The organism is Chitinophaga sp. CB10, from assembly GCA_001870995.2.
In the GTDB taxonomy this organism is placed as follows: Bacteria; Bacteroidota; Bacteroidia; order Chitinophagales; family Chitinophagaceae; genus Chitinophaga.
In genome coordinates, this window is the sequence record MLAV02000008.1 from 231,534 (window position 1) to 247,887 (window position 16,354).

16 protein-coding genes are annotated in these 16,354 nt (G+C 50.0%); 12 read left to right on the plus strand and 4 right to left on the minus strand.

Annotated features, from left to right (window positions below; genetic code table 11):
* Positions 1–24 precede the first annotated feature (24 nt).
* The 4 genes from atpH to BOC67_RS13785 all read left to right on the plus strand — a co-directional run bounded on the left by atpH (position 25) and on the right by BOC67_RS13785 (position 5,512).
* Positions 25–582: an ATP synthase F1 subunit delta gene (atpH, locus tag BOC67_RS13770; protein ID WP_291910919.1), complete on the plus strand. Its 558-nt coding sequence runs from the start codon at positions 25–27 to the stop codon at positions 580–582.
* Between the two features lie 82 nt (positions 583–664).
* Entirely contained in the window at positions 665–2,242 is a 1,578-nt protein-coding gene (gene atpA / locus BOC67_RS13775; protein WP_291910921.1) for a F0F1 ATP synthase subunit alpha, read from the plus strand.
* A 436-nt stretch (positions 2,243–2,678) separates the two neighbouring features.
* Positions 2,679–4,835 (plus strand): TonB-dependent receptor, encoded by a 2,157-nt coding sequence (locus BOC67_RS13780; RefSeq protein ID WP_291910922.1) that lies wholly within the window; start codon positions 2,679–2,681, stop codon positions 4,833–4,835.
* A 26-nt stretch (positions 4,836–4,861) separates the two neighbouring features.
* Positions 4,862–5,512, plus strand: coding sequence for a hypothetical protein (locus BOC67_RS13785; RefSeq protein WP_291910923.1), 651 nt, complete (start codon positions 4,862–4,864; stop codon positions 5,510–5,512).
* 78 nt (positions 5,513–5,590) lie between these two features.
* Here BOC67_RS13785 and pdxA read toward each other — a convergent pair whose 3' ends face one another.
* Positions 5,591–6,637 (minus strand): 4-hydroxythreonine-4-phosphate dehydrogenase PdxA, encoded by a 1,047-nt coding sequence (gene pdxA, locus BOC67_RS13790; protein WP_291910925.1) that lies wholly within the window; start codon positions 6,635–6,637, stop codon positions 5,591–5,593.
* Positions 6,638–6,761: 124 nt separating this feature from the next.
* Between pdxA and rsmA the strand changes: the two genes are divergently transcribed.
* From rsmA to BOC67_RS13810, 4 genes are all read left to right on the plus strand, one after another.
* Positions 6,762–7,514: a 16S rRNA (adenine(1518)-N(6)/adenine(1519)-N(6))-dimethyltransferase RsmA gene (rsmA, locus tag BOC67_RS13795; RefSeq protein ID WP_291910927.1), complete on the plus strand. Its 753-nt coding sequence runs from the start codon at positions 6,762–6,764 to the stop codon at positions 7,512–7,514.
* On the plus strand, positions 7,511–8,440 hold the full coding sequence (locus BOC67_RS13800) for an NAD(P)-dependent oxidoreductase (protein WP_291910929.1): 930 nt from the start codon (positions 7,511–7,513) through the stop codon (positions 8,438–8,440). Before rsmA ends, BOC67_RS13800 begins: the two co-directional genes overlap by 4 nt.
* 183 nt (positions 8,441–8,623) lie before the next feature.
* Positions 8,624–9,097, plus strand: a complete 474-nt coding sequence (gene greA / locus BOC67_RS13805; RefSeq protein WP_291910931.1) for a transcription elongation factor GreA — start codon at positions 8,624–8,626, stop codon at positions 9,095–9,097.
* An 84-nt stretch (positions 9,098–9,181) separates the two neighbouring features.
* Positions 9,182–9,571, plus strand: a complete 390-nt coding sequence (locus BOC67_RS13810; protein WP_291910933.1) for an HIT family protein — start codon at positions 9,182–9,184, stop codon at positions 9,569–9,571.
* 1 nt (position 9,572) lies between these two features.
* On the opposite strand, the gene BOC67_RS13815 is transcribed toward BOC67_RS13810, so the two are convergent.
* Together BOC67_RS13815 and ruvC are read right to left on the minus strand one after the other, a co-directional pair.
* Positions 9,573–10,268, minus strand: a complete 696-nt coding sequence (locus BOC67_RS13815; protein WP_073084029.1) for a response regulator transcription factor — start codon at positions 10,266–10,268, stop codon at positions 9,573–9,575.
* A 180-nt stretch (positions 10,269–10,448) separates the two neighbouring features.
* Positions 10,449–11,009, minus strand: coding sequence for a crossover junction endodeoxyribonuclease RuvC (ruvC, locus tag BOC67_RS13820; protein WP_291910935.1), 561 nt, complete (start codon positions 11,007–11,009; stop codon positions 10,449–10,451).
* A gap of 89 nt (positions 11,010–11,098) precedes the next feature.
* Here ruvC and BOC67_RS13825 point away from each other — a divergent pair, with 89 nt between their 5' ends.
* From BOC67_RS13825 to BOC67_RS13835, 3 genes are all read left to right on the plus strand, one after another.
* The gene (locus tag BOC67_RS13825) at positions 11,099–12,028 is read left to right on the plus strand and encodes a lysylphosphatidylglycerol synthase domain-containing protein (protein WP_367115559.1); all 930 of its coding nucleotides are present in this window, start codon (positions 11,099–11,101) and stop codon (positions 12,026–12,028) included.
* Positions 12,029–12,037: 9 nt separating this feature from the next.
* Positions 12,038–12,829: a DUF3108 domain-containing protein gene (locus tag BOC67_RS13830; protein WP_291910936.1), complete on the plus strand. Its 792-nt coding sequence runs from the start codon at positions 12,038–12,040 to the stop codon at positions 12,827–12,829.
* Between the two features lie 144 nt (positions 12,830–12,973).
* A complete protein-coding gene (locus BOC67_RS13835; protein WP_291910937.1) occupies positions 12,974–13,675 on the plus strand; it encodes a response regulator transcription factor in 702 nt (233 codons plus the stop codon).
* 86 nt (positions 13,676–13,761) lie between these two features.
* On the opposite strand, the gene ruvB is transcribed toward BOC67_RS13835, so the two are convergent.
* Positions 13,762–14,790, minus strand: a complete 1,029-nt coding sequence (gene ruvB / locus BOC67_RS13840) for a Holliday junction branch migration DNA helicase RuvB (RefSeq protein ID WP_291910938.1) — start codon at positions 14,788–14,790, stop codon at positions 13,762–13,764.
* Positions 14,791–14,914: 124 nt separating this feature from the next.
* Here ruvB and BOC67_RS13845 point away from each other — a divergent pair, with 124 nt between their 5' ends.
* A complete protein-coding gene (locus BOC67_RS13845) occupies positions 14,915–16,231 on the plus strand; it encodes a M20/M25/M40 family metallo-hydrolase (RefSeq protein ID WP_291910939.1) in 1,317 nt (438 codons plus the stop codon).
* Positions 16,232–16,354: the final 123 nt, after the last annotated feature.

Genomic DNA, 16,354 nt, shown 5'->3' on the forward strand with positions numbered 1-16,354 from the left:
GTAAGGCTAAAAGCTATAAGCGATATGCAGAATCCCCGTTTAGCATCCCGATATGCAAAATCATTGATTGACCTGGTCCTGGAAAAGAACCAGCTCGAAGAAGTGCATAACGATATGCTGTTTTTTCAACAGGTGATGAAAACAAACCGCGACCTGGTACTGTTACTCAGAAGCCCGATCATCAAGGCGGATGCGAAACTGAAAATCCTGGACGCAGTACTGAATGGCCGTGTATCCCAAACTACGCAGCTGTTCATCAAATTGCTGGTAAATAAAGGCCGCGAAAGCAACCTGCCTGAAATTGCCACGGAATTTGGCACACAGTACAATGTGATCAAAAACATCGCTACTGTAAAAATCACTACCGCTGTTCCGATGGAACAGGCTACGCTGGACCTGATCAAACAGCGTGTGGCTGACGGTACCCAGCAGGTACAGCTGGAAGCGAAGGTAAACCCTGCGCTTATCGGCGGGTTTGTACTCGAAGCTGGAGATCAGCTGTATGACGCCTCTATTCAGCACGAATTGAATGGCCTCAGACAGCAATTCACCAAGAATGTTTACGTATCCGAAATACGTTAATAATACAGCAGCCGCTGCGTACACGCAAAGCTGTTGTCGTTACAATAATATACTCTAACGACTCTTTTTAAAAAGCATAATTATGGTTGATATTAAACCTGATGAAATTTCGGCGATATTACGCCAGCAGTTAAGCAACTTCAATGCTGATGCTAACCTGGAAGAGGTAGGTACAGTATTGCAGGTGGGTGATGGTATTGCCCGCATTTACGGTTTGGGTAACGTAAGTTACGGTGAACTGGTTGAGTTCGGCAACGGCGTTAAAGCTATTGCACTGAACCTGGAAGAAGACAACGTAGGTGTGGTATTGATGGGTGAATCAACAGGCATTAAAGAAGGTGATAAAGTACGTCGTACCAAAAAGATCGCATCTATCAACGTAGGTGAAGGTATGGTTGGCCGCGTAGTAAATACACTGGGTGAACCTATCGATGGTAAAGGCCCAATCACCGGCGAACTGTATGAAATGCCGCTGGAGCGTAAAGCACCGGGCGTTCTGTTCCGTGAGCCGGTAAAAGAACCACTGCAGACAGGCGTTAAAGCGATCGACGCGATGATTCCTATCGGCCGTGGTCAGCGTGAGTTGGTAATCGGTGACCGTCAGACTGGTAAAACTGCCATCTGCATCGATACCATCATCAATCAGAAAGAATTCTATGACGCTGGTAAACCAGTGTACTGTATCTACGTTGCCGTAGGTCAGAAAGCATCTACCGTTGCCGGTGTGATGAAAACATTACAGGAAGCAGGCGCCATGGCTTACACCATCATCGTAGCCGCTAACGCTGCTGATCCTGCTCCGCTGCAGTTCTACGCTCCTTTTGCTGGTGCTGCCATCGGTGAATTCTTCCGCGATAGCGGTCGCCCTGCACTGATCGTGTACGATGACCTGTCCAAACAGGCCGTTGCTTACCGTGAGGTGTCCCTGCTGCTGAAACGCCCTCCTGGCCGTGAAGCTTACCCTGGCGACGTATTCTACCTGCATAGCCGCCTGCTCGAGCGCGCTGCGAAAATCATCAACAAAGATGAAATCGCCCGCCAGATGAACGACCTGCCGGAATCCATCAAACACCTGGTAAAAGGTGGCGGTTCCCTGACAGCGTTGCCTATCATCGAAACACAGGCTTCCGACGTATCCGCGTACATCCCTACCAACGTAATCTCCATCACCGATGGTCAGATCTTCCTGGAAGGTAACCTGTTCAACGCCGGTATCCGTCCTGCTATCAACGTAGGTATCTCCGTATCCCGCGTAGGTGGTAACGCCCAGATCAAATCCATGAAGAAAGTATCCGGTACCCTGAAACTGGACCAGGCGCAATATCGTGAGATGGAAGCCTTCTCCAAATTCGGCGGCGACCTGGACGCTGCTACCAAAGCCGTTATCGACAAAGGTCAGCGTAACGTGGAAATCCTGAAACAAGCCCAGTTCGCTCCATACCCTGTAGAAAAGCAAATCGCTATGATCTACCTGGGTACCAACGGTCTGCTCCGCGAAGTGCCTGTTAAACAGGTAAAAGCTTTCGAAGAAGCATTCCTGAACGAAATGGACGTGCGCCTGCCGGACGTACTGGCCGAGTTCAAAAAAGGTAACCTGCCTGAAGATGGCATCAAGAAAATGGTTACACTCGCCAATGAACTGAAACCAAGATTCGCATAAGCGAATACAATGATATAGCGAAAGGCTCTCCGATAACCGGGGAGCCTTTTTCTTTTTACCCGCCCCCCATAACCCGTTCATGTGACCCCTTGACCCGGTGGGAAAGCCCTAAGGGAAATATATCCGTCACTGTTACCAGGTTGCCGGCTGCTTTGGCGGCCCATATATACCGGACGGTCAGTGTATCAGCGCCAGTTAGGATTCTGCCCTCGTACGGTAGGAAATCAAACCATTTTCACCGGTAATTTTCACCGGTGGAGATAGTTTGGAATACCGGGTTATCCCCGTTTTTAAACCGCTGAATCCTTTGCTGGTAAAGGGACATCGGTGAAATCCCCTAAATATTCGGTGAAATTTGGCCGAATAATCCCGGCGTTTTTTTGCGCTGCTTTGTAGCCATTATACCTTTGATTCAACAAAATGATCCCCTACGATTATGTCACTGTTCAACCGACTTCTAATCATCGCTGTACTGTTGCCTGCATGGCTTTCTGCCCAGGTGAATATCTCCGGGAAGGTAACCGATGGCAAAAAACGTCCTGTAGCCGGCGCTAACATCTCCATAAAAGATTCCTATGATGGCGCTGTCACTAAAGCGGATGGCTCCTTCAGCTTCCAGGTAACGCCTGCCGGCGAGCAAACCCTGATAGCCACCATGGCAGGTTACCAGCCCCTGGAAATGAAAATAAATACCGCCGAATCCCAACAGCTGGATATCGTACTTAAAAACGCAGCCCGCGAGCTGAAAGTGGTAACCATCGCCGCCGGCAGCTTTGAAGCCAGCGACGAAAAAAAGAATACCGTCCTGAAACCGCTGGACATCGTTACCACCGCCGGCGCCGGCGCCGATATCGTGAATGCTATTAAAACATTGCCGGGAACCCAGCAAACGAACGACCGTGAAGGACTCTTCGTACGTGGCGGTACCGGCTACGAAACGCAAACCGTGATCGATGGTATGCTCGTCCGGAATCCCTTTTCCAGCGGCGTACCCGATATGCCGGGCAGAGGAAGGTTTTCCCCATTCCTCTTCAAAGGAACTACGTTCAGCAGCGGCGGTTATTCCGCCCAATACGGTCAAGGCCTTTCATCCGCGTTAATCCTGGAATCCACTGACCTGCCTGCCCGGTCCTCCGCTTCCGCCGGCGTGTCTGTCATCGGCGTGAACGGCGGTGTGGAAACGCTTTCTAAGGACAAGCGGACCTCCTACGGCGTGGAAGCGGATTATACCAACCTCGCGCCTTATTTTAACGTGGTGAAACCGAAGCAGGAAGTAAACCTCGGCCCTGAAATCATCGGTACCTCCGCCAATTTCAGGAGGAAGACTTCTAAAACCGGTATGCTGAAATTCTATGGCTATGCCAACTGGAGCAATATGGGCTTCGATTACAAAAGCCTGGAATACCCGGGTAGTACGGAGTCCTACCAGGTGCGCAACCATAATATTTATACCAACATGACCTACCGGGAAAACCTGGGCAGCGGCTGGAAACTCTATGCCGGCGCGTCTTTCAGTACCAATACGGACAAGATTAAAACGGACACCCTTCCTAAAAATCCTGCGGAAACCAATATCGGCGTACGTTCGGACCTTACGCAAACGAAGCTCATGCTCACAAAAGGCCTTGGCAACTTCTCCGCATTGCGGGTGGGAGCGGAGTACCAGTATGCCGTGGAACGCTCTGCCTTCAATCAGTACAACCTGAACTACGTGGATAACTACGCAGCAGGTTTTGCAGAAGCGGATGTTTATTTTACCCCTGCTTTCGCAGGGAGATTTGGCGGCCGCACCGAATACTCGTCCGTACTGGGTAAATTGAACTTTGCGCCACGTGCCTCATTGGCGTACAAGGTGGGTTATAACGGGCAGTTTACCCTCGCGTATGGCGACTACTATCAAAAGCCGGAACCCCAGTATATCCGCTTCGACCGCGGGCTGGATTACATGAAGGCTACGCATTACATTGCCAGCTATCAGCTGTTGAGTAACTTCTATACTTTCCGCACAGAGGTGTTTTACAAGCAATATAAAAACCTTGTGAAAACGGTGCCGGACTATAACAACAACGGGGATGGCTTTGCGAAAGGTATTGAGGTGTTTTGGAGAGACAGAAAAACCGTGAAGAATATGGACTACTGGGTATCCTACTCCTACCTGGATACCAAGCGGGATTACCTCAATTATCCCTACAGGGTACAACCTGATTTTGCCGCCAATCATACCGCCAGCTTTGTGGCTAAGTACTTCGTGACGAAGATACAAACCAACTTCGGCCTGACGTACAGCTTCGCCAGCGGCCGCCCGTACTACAATCCGAACCAGCCGGTATCGAAATTTATGAGCGATAAAACGATCAATTACAACTCCGTAGGGGCCAGCGTAAGCTACCTGACCTCTATCCGCAAAGCCTTCACTATATTCGTGGTACAAGTATCCAATGTATTCAACCAGCAACAGGTTTTTGGCTACCGTTACAGCAGCGACGGGCTGCGCAGGAACGAGATCGTGCCGAATGTTCCGCGATTTATCTTCGTCGGCATGTTCATGAACTTCGGTACTGACAGACGTCAGGACATTATTAACAACCTTTAAATCTCTCCCTAAAAAAATCAAATATTATGAAACGTTTCCTTTTATCATTAGTAGTAATGGCCGGCATTTCTTCGGCTACCATGGCGCAAAGCGCACAGTATGAGCAAACGATGGCCAAGAACATCGGTGAGCTGGACAGCACCGCTACTTTCACCCCGGATGCCCTGCTGCAGAAAGCGGGATTGTTTGAACGTATCGGCGGCGCGGAAAAGAGCCAGTGGCAGCCTTATTACTACGCTGCTTACTGCAATGTGATGAGTGCGTTGATGCAGAAAGATAAAAGTAAGGTAGACGGCCTGGCGGATCAGGCAGAAGCAGACCTGACCAAGGCGGAGCAGCTCAATGGCAACGCCTCTGAAATTGCCTGCATCAAATCCCTCATTGCTACGGCGCGCCTCACGGTAGACCCGATGAACCGCGGAGAGCAGTACGGAATGATTTCAGCCAAAGCGCTGGAAGAAGGCAAGCAGCTGAATGCAGAGAACCCGCGGGTGTACCTGTTGCAGGGCCAGGCGCTGTTATATACGCCGGAAGCCTTCGGGGGCAGCAAAACAGGCGGTAAAGCGTTGCTGGAGGTAGCGTTACAGAAATACGCCGCCTTCAAACCTGCCGGCAAACTGGACCCTAACTGGGGCGAAGGTTATGCCAAGCAGCTGCTGCAACAGGCCAGCAAATAAGCATTTCGGCACAGGATGAAATAAAGAGGGGACAGCGCTCATAGCGTTGTCCCCTCTGCTATTAACAGCAAAATGACGTTATTCAGATGCCAGTTCTGTCTTTTTCAACGGGTTCTTCGTGTTTTCCGCGTAGCGGGCGCGCTGTTCAATCACCTCCAGGCAAGTGAAGATGGCCTGTCTGAAAGAGCTGGGATCCGCCAGGTTTTTACCGGCGATATCGAAGGCGGTGCCGTGGTCAGGAGAGGTTCTGACAATAGGCAGGCCGGCGGTGTAGTTGATGCCTTCGCCGCTGGCGAGGGATTTGAATGGGATCAGGCCCTGATCGTGGTACATGGCCAGTACGCCGTCAAATTTGGCATACATCTCCCGGGCAAAGAAGGCATCTGCGCTGTACGGGCCAAAGGCCATGATGCCGCTGCTTTTCGCCTGTTTGATGGCGGGGGCTATCTGCTCGATTTCTTCCCTGCCGATCAGCCCTTCATCCCCGGCATGGGGGTTGAGGCCCAGTACGGCAATGCGGGGTTTATCGATCCCGAAATCTTTTACCAGGCTTTCTTTCATCATATGTAATTTAGAAACGATATTTTCCTTCGTTACATATTTAGCCACCTGGGAGATGGGCACATGCTCGGTGAGCAGGCCTACACGCATATTTTCCGCGGTCATAAACATCAGTACCTCCTTGGCTTCGAAAGCGTCTTTAAGGTAAGGCGTATGGCCGGTATAGCTGAATTTTTCGCTTTGGATGTTGTTTTTGTGGATGGGGGCGGTCACCAGGCCGGCAATATGGCCGTCCTTCAGGCATTGGATAGCTACTTCCAGCGCGCGGGCGGCGTATTTGCCACCGGCTTCGTTGAGTACGCCCGGGGTGATCTGCACTTCTTCTTCCCAGCAGTTATAAACGTTTACCTGCTTGTGATTGAGGCGGGTAAAGTCTTTTATGGACTGGTAGTTAAAGTTGTTCTCATTCATCAGCTTCCGGTAGAAGTTGATGGTCTTATTAGACGCGAAGATCACCGGGGTACAGAATTCCATCATTCTGTTGTCCAGAAAGGTTTTGATAATGATTTCTGCGCCAATGCTGTTGATGTCACCTACGGTGATGCCTATTACTGGTTTATTCATGTTGGGAGTACTCATGCTGTTATAGCGTCAATAATGGACAAAGATAAGAGAAAGCAGTTAGTTTCTGAGGGCTGGTTTTCCGGGCCGTTGTTATCGGGGTTTTAGCTATCTTTGCGGCTCAGTCATGTACACACTAAAGAAATCGTTAGGCCAGCATTTTCTGACGGATGAGAACATCTCCCGGAAGATCGTTGAGTCGCTACCTGTAACAGAAGGCCAGCAAGTGCTGGAAGTGGGCCCCGGCGGGGGCGCCATTACCAAATACCTCTTGCAGATCCCCGGCATTGATTTTAAAGCCATTGAGCTGGATACCGAAAAAGTACAGTACCTGGAAAAAACTTATCCTGACATCCGGGGTAAGCTGATCAATGTGAGCATCCTGGATGCCAGCCTGCCGTTTGAAGGCCAGTTCCGGCTCATCGGCAACTTCCCCTACAATATCTCCACGCAGATCATGTTTAAGGTGCTGGAATGGCGTTCCAGCGTGGATGTGATTGTGGGTATGTTCCAGAAGGAGGTGGCCCTGCGCCTGGCTGCCAAGCATGGCAACAAGGACTATGGTATCCTGAGCGTGCTGTTGCAGGCTTATTACCATATTGAGTACCTGTTTGAAGTACATGAAAACTGTTTCAATCCGCCGCCGAAGGTGAAATCTGCCGTGATCCGGCTCACCCGGCTGGAGCAGCCTGCGGATGTGGCTTCAGAGCGTAAGTTTTTCGTATTGGTGAAAACTGCGTTCGGGCAGCGCCGTAAACAACTGAGAAACCCCCTGAAAGGATTATTCGATAAAGCAACACTGCAGGACCCGATTTTCAGCAAAAGAGCTGAAGAGCTGACCGTCGCGGACTTTGCAGCCCTATCACATAAGATGATATGAGTAAGAAAGTATTAATTACCGCCAAGGTGCATCCATATCTGGTGGACCAGCTGGAAAACAAGGGCTTTGAAGTAGATTATCAGCCGTCTATCACCTACGAAGAAGTATATGCCGCTATTCCGGGCTGTGTAGGCCTGATCGTTACCACCCGCATCCGGGTTGATAAACAGATTATTGACCACGGCAGGGAACTGCAGTGGATAGGCCGGCTGGGCTCAGGTATGGAGTTAATAGATGTGGCTTACGCCGAGAGTAAAGGCATACACTGCGTTAGCAGCCCGGAAGGGAACCGGGATCCCGTCGGGGAGCAAGCCGTTGGTATGCTGCTTAGCCTTATGCACAATGTTCTCAAGAGTAATTTGGAACTGAGAAATGGCATTTGGGAGCGGGACGGCAACAGGGCGTATGAGCTGGGCGGCAAGACGGTGGCCATCATCGGCTATGGCAATACCGGCAGTACGTTTGCCCGTAAGCTGAAAGGTTTTGACGTCAATATCATTGCGTACGATAAATACAAGAAAGGTTTCGGTACCGAAGAGGTGAAGGAAGTGACGATGGAAGAGGTATTTGCCCAGGCGGATGTAGTGAGCCTGCACCTGCCGCTGACGGACGAAACCCGTTATATTGCCAACGGGGCGTTCTTCTCCTCGTTTGCGCATCCCGTATGGTTTATGAATACGGCCAGGGGTAAGCTGGTAAACAACAGCGACCTGATTGCAGCCCTGGAGGATGGCCGCGTGCGCGGCGCCTGCCTGGATGTACTGGAAAACGAAAAACTGAATACCTATTCAACCGGGGATAAAGAGCAGCTGGCTTATTTCCTCGCGGCTCCGAACGTAGTGCTGACGCCGCATATCGCGGGATATTCCCATGAGGCGAGCATCCGGATGCCCCGTGTTGTATTAGAGAAGCTGAATATACTTTAAGCAGCGGAACAAGCTGTGGTGATTCGATTTAAATTACTGATTTTCAGTATATTAAAATCGAAAAGTAAATTACTTTTCTTAAACAAAAAAGCTTATATTTGCGATAGAACCAGAAAAACAACGCTTCCATGCAAGTGGAGGCGTTGATTTTTTTTTCTTATAACCATAAAAACACAGCAGGTTATGTCTGGCGTAAACTACGTTACAAAAGAAACTCTTGAACAGATGAAAAGCGAACTGAACATCCTGAAAACAAAGGGACGTGCAGAGATTGCAAGGGCTATTTCAGAAGCCAGGGAAAAGGGTGACTTGAAGGAGAATGCCGAATATGATGCCGCCAAAGAAGCACAGGGATTACATGAAGCGAAAATCGCTACGCTGGAAAATGCGATTGCCAATGCACGCATTGTGGAGGCTGATTCCATTGATACTTCCAAAGTCTCCATTTTATGTAAGGTAACAATCACCAATGTTGCCAATAAGAAAACGTTCACCTATCAACTGGTTTCAGAAACAGAGGCTGACCTGAAGGCCGGGAAAATCTCGGTTACTTCACCAATCGGAAAAGGTTTACTTGGTAAGGCCGTAGGCGAAGTGGCAGAAGTGCTGGCGCCTAATGGCAAGATCAACTTCAAAATTGAAAAGATTACTGCGTAAACCGTTACGCTTTTTAACGATATTTACAGGGTCCTGCCAAGGCGGGGCCCTTTTCATTTTACATCATGCTAACATAGAAACCATATGACCATCTTTTCGAAAATAATCCGTGGAGAGATCCCCAGCTATAAGATTGCGGAGAACGACCGGTTTTATGCATTCCTGGATATATTTCCCCTGGCCCAAGGGCATACCCTGGTCATTCCGAAAGTGGAAACGGATAAATTCTTTGACCTTCCGGACGATTTGATGGCGGAGTACCTGCTGTTTGCCAAGCCCATTGCCCGGGCCATTGAGGCGGTGATCCCCTGTAATCGTATAGGAGTGAGCGTAGTAGGGCTGGAGGTACCGCATGCGCATATGCACCTGATACCGATCAATTCAGTGGACGACATGAATTTTTCCCGGAGTAAGCTGAAGTTATCCCCGGAAGAATTTGAAGCCATCCAGCAGGCCATCGTATCCCGCCTGTAAATTATTTGCCAGGAACGTTGAAGCGGAAACCTACACCATGCAATGTTTCCAGCCGTATGTGGGGATCTGATTTGAAATGCTTGCGCAGTTTGGTGATAAATACGTCCATGCTGCGGCCAAGGAAGTAATCGTCCTTACCCCATACATTGGCGAGGATTTCTTCCCTTTTGAGTGTTTTATTAGGGTTATTGCAGAGATAAAGGAGTAGTTCCGCTTCCTTCTGGGTGAGGCTGATGGAAATGTCTCCTTCTTCGTTATAGAGGCGAAGGTCTTCATAATCAAAGGTAAGCTTGCCCAGGTGGAAGATATTGGATTTTTCTACCGGTTGATTGCGGGTTCTTTTCAGGAATACTTCTATACGCAGGATGAGTTCCTGCATGCTGAAGGGTTTACTGATATAGTCGTCAGCACCGGTGCGCAGACCTTTAATCCTGTCCTCTTTTTCATTTTTGGAGGTAAGAAACAAAATAGGGACGTGATCATTCACTTTCCGGATCTGTTCAGCCAGCGCAAGGCCATCTTTTTTAGGCATAACTACATCCAACAGGCATATATCGAAGGTGCGGGACTGGAACTGCTCCCAGGCTGCCTGTCCGTCAATACTATGCACCACATCATAACCTGCCTCCTCTAATCTTTTCTTAGTTGCCGCGCCGATATACTGATCGTCTTCCACTAATAAGATTCTCGCTTTCATATCTCCTTGATGCTGGTTAATACAAAAATAATCGTTGCACTTTTGGCGTACAACGGATGATAGTAATTTTTCATAGTCAAGCTATTAAGCTGGATCATGGCGTGTAACGTTGCAGTAAAAGACTACAATCGAATTTCAACAAAGTAACTACAATTTTGGAATTTATGAAATATGCTTTTCCTAGCGTACGATTCTTTCGGGGTGCTGGGCAAGGAACTGTTCCCATCCTTTTGATTTGGTGAGCCCTGCCAGCGGGTTGCTCTCCTGGTAAAAATGGCACACTGCCACTGCCAGCGCATCGGTAGCGTCAAAATAGGCCGGTTTGTCGCTGATGTTGAGGATACGTTGCAACATCAGCCATACCTGTTCCTTATCCGCGTTGCCATTACCCGTAACAGACTGTTTTACTTTCTTTGGGGAATACTCTGTTACTTCCAGTCCTGCGTGCATAGCCGTTGCGATGGCAACGCCCTGCGCCCGGCCCAGCTTCAGCATACTTTGAACGTTCTTGCCGAAAAACGGCGCTTCAATGGCGAAGCTGGTGGGTTTGTGTTTGGTGATCAGCCCTGCTACACTGCTGTGTATTGCCTGCAGGCGTTCGTAATGGTCCTTGTGTTTGGACAACTTGAGCACGTCCATCTCAATGAGACTTACTTTCTTCCCTTCCGCCAATATAAGGCCGTAGCCCATTACAAGGGTCCCAGGGTCAATGCCCAGAATTATTTTCGGTTTGTTTGCCAACCAGGGTTATTTTTGCGAAAATTTAATATCTGAACAAAAGTACCAAAATAATTCTCAATTACACATTAGGTGTAAGCCTTTTCATCTGGTTGGGATACTCCATCTATTTGCAGTTGACCCATCGTGATAACCTGCAGGAATCCATCCAGCAGATGCGCCATTCCCTGCAGCATAAAGGGTGGACGGGTATTGCGCTGGTGGTGGTACTGATGTTTTTCAACTGGGGCTTTGAAGCCCGCAAGTGGCAGCTGCTGGTCAAGCCCCTGGAAAAGATATCGTTTAAGAAAGCCTTCAGCGCCATTCTCTCCGGCGTGTCCATTTCCATCAATACGCCTAATCGTATAGGCGAATACGGTGGCCGCGTACTCTACCTCCGCAACGAGAACAAACTCAAAGCCATTGCCGCTACCATTGTAGGGAGCTTCAGCCAGCTGATCGTAACTGTTATTTTTGGGTTAATTGGGCTGGTCTTTTTTATACACCGGCTCATGCCGGCAGGGGTTTCCAGGTGGCTGGACCGCGATTTCTGGGGGAATTTCGTCCTCGGGGTGCTGTTGATTATTTGCTCACTGACGATATTGTTATATTTTCGGTTACGAATTATTCTGGCTGTATTTGAGAAAGTGCGTTGGTTGCGTAAACTCAAAAGCTATGTGGAGATAATCGCCGGCTATCAACCTGCTGAATTACGTTATCTGTTGCTGCTTTCAGCCTTCCGGTACATGGTCTTCTCGGCACAGTATTTGATTTTGCTCGACGCATTGGGTGTAGAGTTTTGGTGGTGGCAGGCTTTCCTGCTCAACAGTGTAATTTACCTGGTAATGGCCGTAGTTCCCACCATTGCCATTGCAGAACTTGGAGTCCGGGGAAAAGTCAGTATCTTCTTCCTGGGTTTTCTTAGTTCCAACGAAGTAGCCATCCTTGCAGCCACTGGCGGAATATGGTTGATAAACCTCTTCCTGCCGGCCATTGCGGGTACGGTACTCCTGCTGGGAGTGAAAATTATTAAGGACAAATAGACTCTTGCAATGCGGTATTTCTTACTTATCATCTTAGTTTTAACCTGTACACGCCCCGCAAAAGCGCAGAATGATTTCTGTTCTATCCGAAATACCAGCTTTAAAACAGGTGAATCCGTAACCCTCAAAGTGTTTTACGCCCTCGGAAAAATGTTCATCGGCGCCGGCGAAGCCACCTTTAACGTAGGACTGGAAAGGTTCGCCAACCGGGATGTGTACCATATCGTGGCCGATGGTAAAACCTACCGCGCCTACGATTGGGTATTCAAAGTAAGGGACCGCTACGAAACCTACCTGGATACCGCCACCCTGCAGCCCCTGAAGTTTGTCCGCAATGTCAACGAAGGCGGCTATAAGATCTACAATAACGTAGTCTTCAACCAGGCCGGGCACCAGGCCATCAGTACCACCGGTACCTACCCGGTTCCCCCCTGCGTACAGGACGTTATCAGCTCCATCTATTACGCCAGGAATATCGATTTCAGCAAATACAAGCCGGATGACAAGATACCTTTCGCCATGTTCCTGGACGACCAGGTGTACAACATCTACGTGCGGTATATGGGTAAGGAAGAGATAAAAACCAAATTCGGGACCTTCCGCGCCATCAAATTCAAGCCCCTCCTGATCAAAGGGTCTATGTTTGAAGGCGGCGAGAAAATGACGGTTTGGGTGAGCGACGACGCCAACAAGGTGCCGCTCCGCATCGAAAGCCCTATTTCCGTTGGCAGCGTGGTGGTAGACATGATCAACTACAGCAACCTGCGCTATCCTTTTACATCGCTGATCAGGCAAAGATAATACGCAACCTTCGTGTAGTTGTAGGCGTTATAATACCGCGCTACGGCAGTTTTAACAATTTATTGGCGGCCGCCAGTCAGTATTTTTACGACCTTTCGTGCCGCAGAAAAACTTTATATTTGTTATAATCAACCCTTTATGATTATGGAAGAACGTAAACCTAAGATATTACTGGCAGAAGATGATACCAACCTGGGTATGGTACTTAAAAACTACCTCGAGCTTAACGATTACGACGTGGAACTTTGCAGAGATGGTATCCTGGCGCTGGCGGCCTTCCGTCGTGAAAAATTTGACATCTGCCTGCTGGACATCATGATGCCTAATATGGACGGATTTAAGCTGGCAGAGGAAATCCGCGACGTGGACCCGGATATACCCCTGTTCTTCCTTTCTGCCAAAACCATGAAGGAGGACATCATCCAGGGTTATAAACTCGGGGCGGACGATTACATCTCCAAACCGTTTGACAGTGAGCTGCTCCTCCTCAAAATCAAAGCTATCCTGAAACGCAACCAGGAGCTGCACAGCAAGGAGGAAGAACAGCACGAGTTCAAAATTGGCTCCTACGAGTTCAATTCCAGGCTCCGCACCCTCACCCGCAACGGGGAGTCCCATACGCTGTCGCCCAAGGAAAATGAACTCCTCCATATGCTTTGCGAGCATAAGAACGACCTGCTCCCCAGGGAGCTGGCGCTCAAAAAAATATGGGGCAGCGATACCTACTTCAACGGCCGCTCTATGGACGTATATATTGCCAAGCTCCGGAAATACCTGAAAGACGATTCCAATATTGAGATTGTGAACATACATGGCAATGGGTTCCGCCTGGTAGTGAAAGAATAACAGCAGCCGCGTTGCGGCGGCATTATAAAAGGAACACCCGTCCTGTAACCGGACGGGTGTTCCTATTTAAGCTTATATCTTTCCCCCTAAAATAAAAGATTGGAATTACCTCTTAACGGGGTTTTGCCCAAATGTATGTAGGCTTTTTCCGTGACCTCACGCCCCCGCGGGGTGCGCTTGATAAAGCCTTCCTGGATCAGGAACGGCTCATAGACTTCCTCGAGGGTGCCGGGCTCCTCGCCAACGGCAGTGGCAATAGTGGTGATGCCCACAGGGCCGCCCTTGAAGTTTTCGATGATCACCTGCAGGATGCGGTTGTCCATCTCATCCAGCCCATATTCGTCCACGTTAAGGGCTTTGAGGCTGAACTGGGCGATTTCCAGGTCGATCGTGCCATTGCCCATTACCTGCGCAAAGTCCCTCACCCGGCGCAGCAGGCCATTGGCGATACGGGGCGTGCCGCGGGACCTGCGGGCTATTTCCCCCGCAGCGTCGGACGTGATTTTGCTGCCCAGCAGCCCGGCCGCGCGCCAGACGATCTTTTGCAGGGTATCCGCCGTGTAGTACTCCAGCCTGGATTTAATGCCGAAGCGGGACAGCAGCGGGGCCGTCAGCAGGCCGGAACGGGTGGTGGCGCCTATCAGGGTAAACGGCAGCAGGTTCAGCTGGATGGACCGCGCGCTGGGCCCGGAGTCAATCATGATATCGATCCGGAAGTCCTCCATGGCGGAATACAGGTACTCCTCCACGACGGTGCTGAGCCGGTGGATTTCATCAATAAACAGTACATCCCGCTCTTCCAGGTTGGTCAGCAACCCGGCAAGGTCCCCCGGCTTTTCGATCACCGGCCCCGAAGTTTCCTTGATATTCACACCCAGCTCATTGGCCACGATGCGGGACAGCGTGGTTTTTCCCAGACCCGGGGGGCCATGGAACAGCACATGATCCAATGCCTCCCCGCGCAGCTTGGCCGCTTTTATGAATACCTTCAGATTGGTGATGATCTGGTCCTGCCCGGAGAAATCAATGATCTCCTTCGGGCGTATATTATTTTCGAACTCCTTCTCAGCGGCGCTGAGCCTGTTCTCATCTGGTCTTAAAGGTTGATTGGACATATCTTTCAATGATCCCAAAAGTACGCAAAAGCCGGGGGAAAATTATGCATTGCCGTATTCACTTATAAAGTGCTAAATTCACCTGTACTTTACTCAGCCAACAAAGTTTAATATCAGCTCAAACATGAAGAAATTACTCGCCCTGCTGCTGCTGGCAGCATCTATACCTGATACCTATGCCCAGCAGGCCATTAAGGAAAAAGAAGTGAACCGCATCGTCAGCACCCTCGCCGCGGATGACATGATGGGCCGCAAACCCGGTACCCCAGGCGCTTTCAAGGCAGCCGATTTTATTGAACAGGAATTTAAAAAAGCCGGGCTCGCCCCTTTGTCCGGTATGGAACTGCGGCAGAACTTTAAAAAATATCAGCTGGTGCAGCAATCCGCCACGCTCACCGTTAACGGCGAAACCAAAGACTGGCCGGTAACCGTGGTAGGCAAAGCCCGCAGCATCGACTGGGCGCCGGATACCGCTACCTTCCAGGTGATACACGCCAAAAGCGACCGCGCATTGTTTGCCCTGGCCCGCAAAAGCGGCAAGCTGGAAAAGAACACGCTGGTATGGGTGGACCCCAGCCTGGCATCGATGATAGACGTGATCAAAGAACATATCTCCGAGAAGTATTACGATAACCCGGCGGATATTGAGCAAATGCAGCCGATGGAAACCCCGTTCAACCTCGTGTTTGCCCTGGAGTCCCAGCCGGTGGCGGACGACAGCAAGTGGACGGTGAAGGTGGAAAGAGCCCTGCAGGAATCTCCGTTTACCAACGTGGTGGGCGTGATCCAGGGGCGCAGCAAGCCGGAGGAATATGTGGTCTTCAGCGCGCACTATGATCACCTGGGTATTGTACCCGGCGCGCCGGGCGCGGATTCTATTGCCAATGGTGCGGACGACGACGCTTCCGGCGTCACCGCGGTGATTTCGCTGGCCAATTACTTCCGTGACACCAAACCTGCGCGTACCCTGATCTTTGTGGCCTTCACCGGGGAGGAAACCGGCGGCCACGGCAGCCAGTACTTCTCCCGCCAGCTGCCGCCTGAAAAAGTAGTAGCCATGTTCAACATCGAAATGATCGGAAAGGAATCCAAATTCGGAAAGAACAGCGCGTTCATCACCGGCTTTGAGCTGTCCGATTTCGGGAAGATACTGCAACGTAACCTCAACGGCTCTACGTTTAAATTTTACCCGGACCCTTACCCGGAGCAAAATTTATTCTATCGCTCGGATAACGCTACCCTGGCGCGTTTAGGCGTGCCTGCCCATACGATATCCACCACGCAGATAGATAAGGATCAGTATTACCATACCGTGGGCGACGAGCTGAAGACGCTGGATGTATCTAATATCACGGCGATTATCCGTGCGATTGGAACGAGCGCATCCAGTATTGTGAATGGCACGGACACGCCTGTACGAATTAAGCAAACTCAGGAGTAGCAAGCATTCCATCTGTTTCATATCAATATCCGGTAGCGCGATGCGTTACCGGATATTTCTTTTTAAATTAATTCTCAGCCGTACTATATTCCGGATTTCTTCGTTATTTTTACTGCGTTAGCC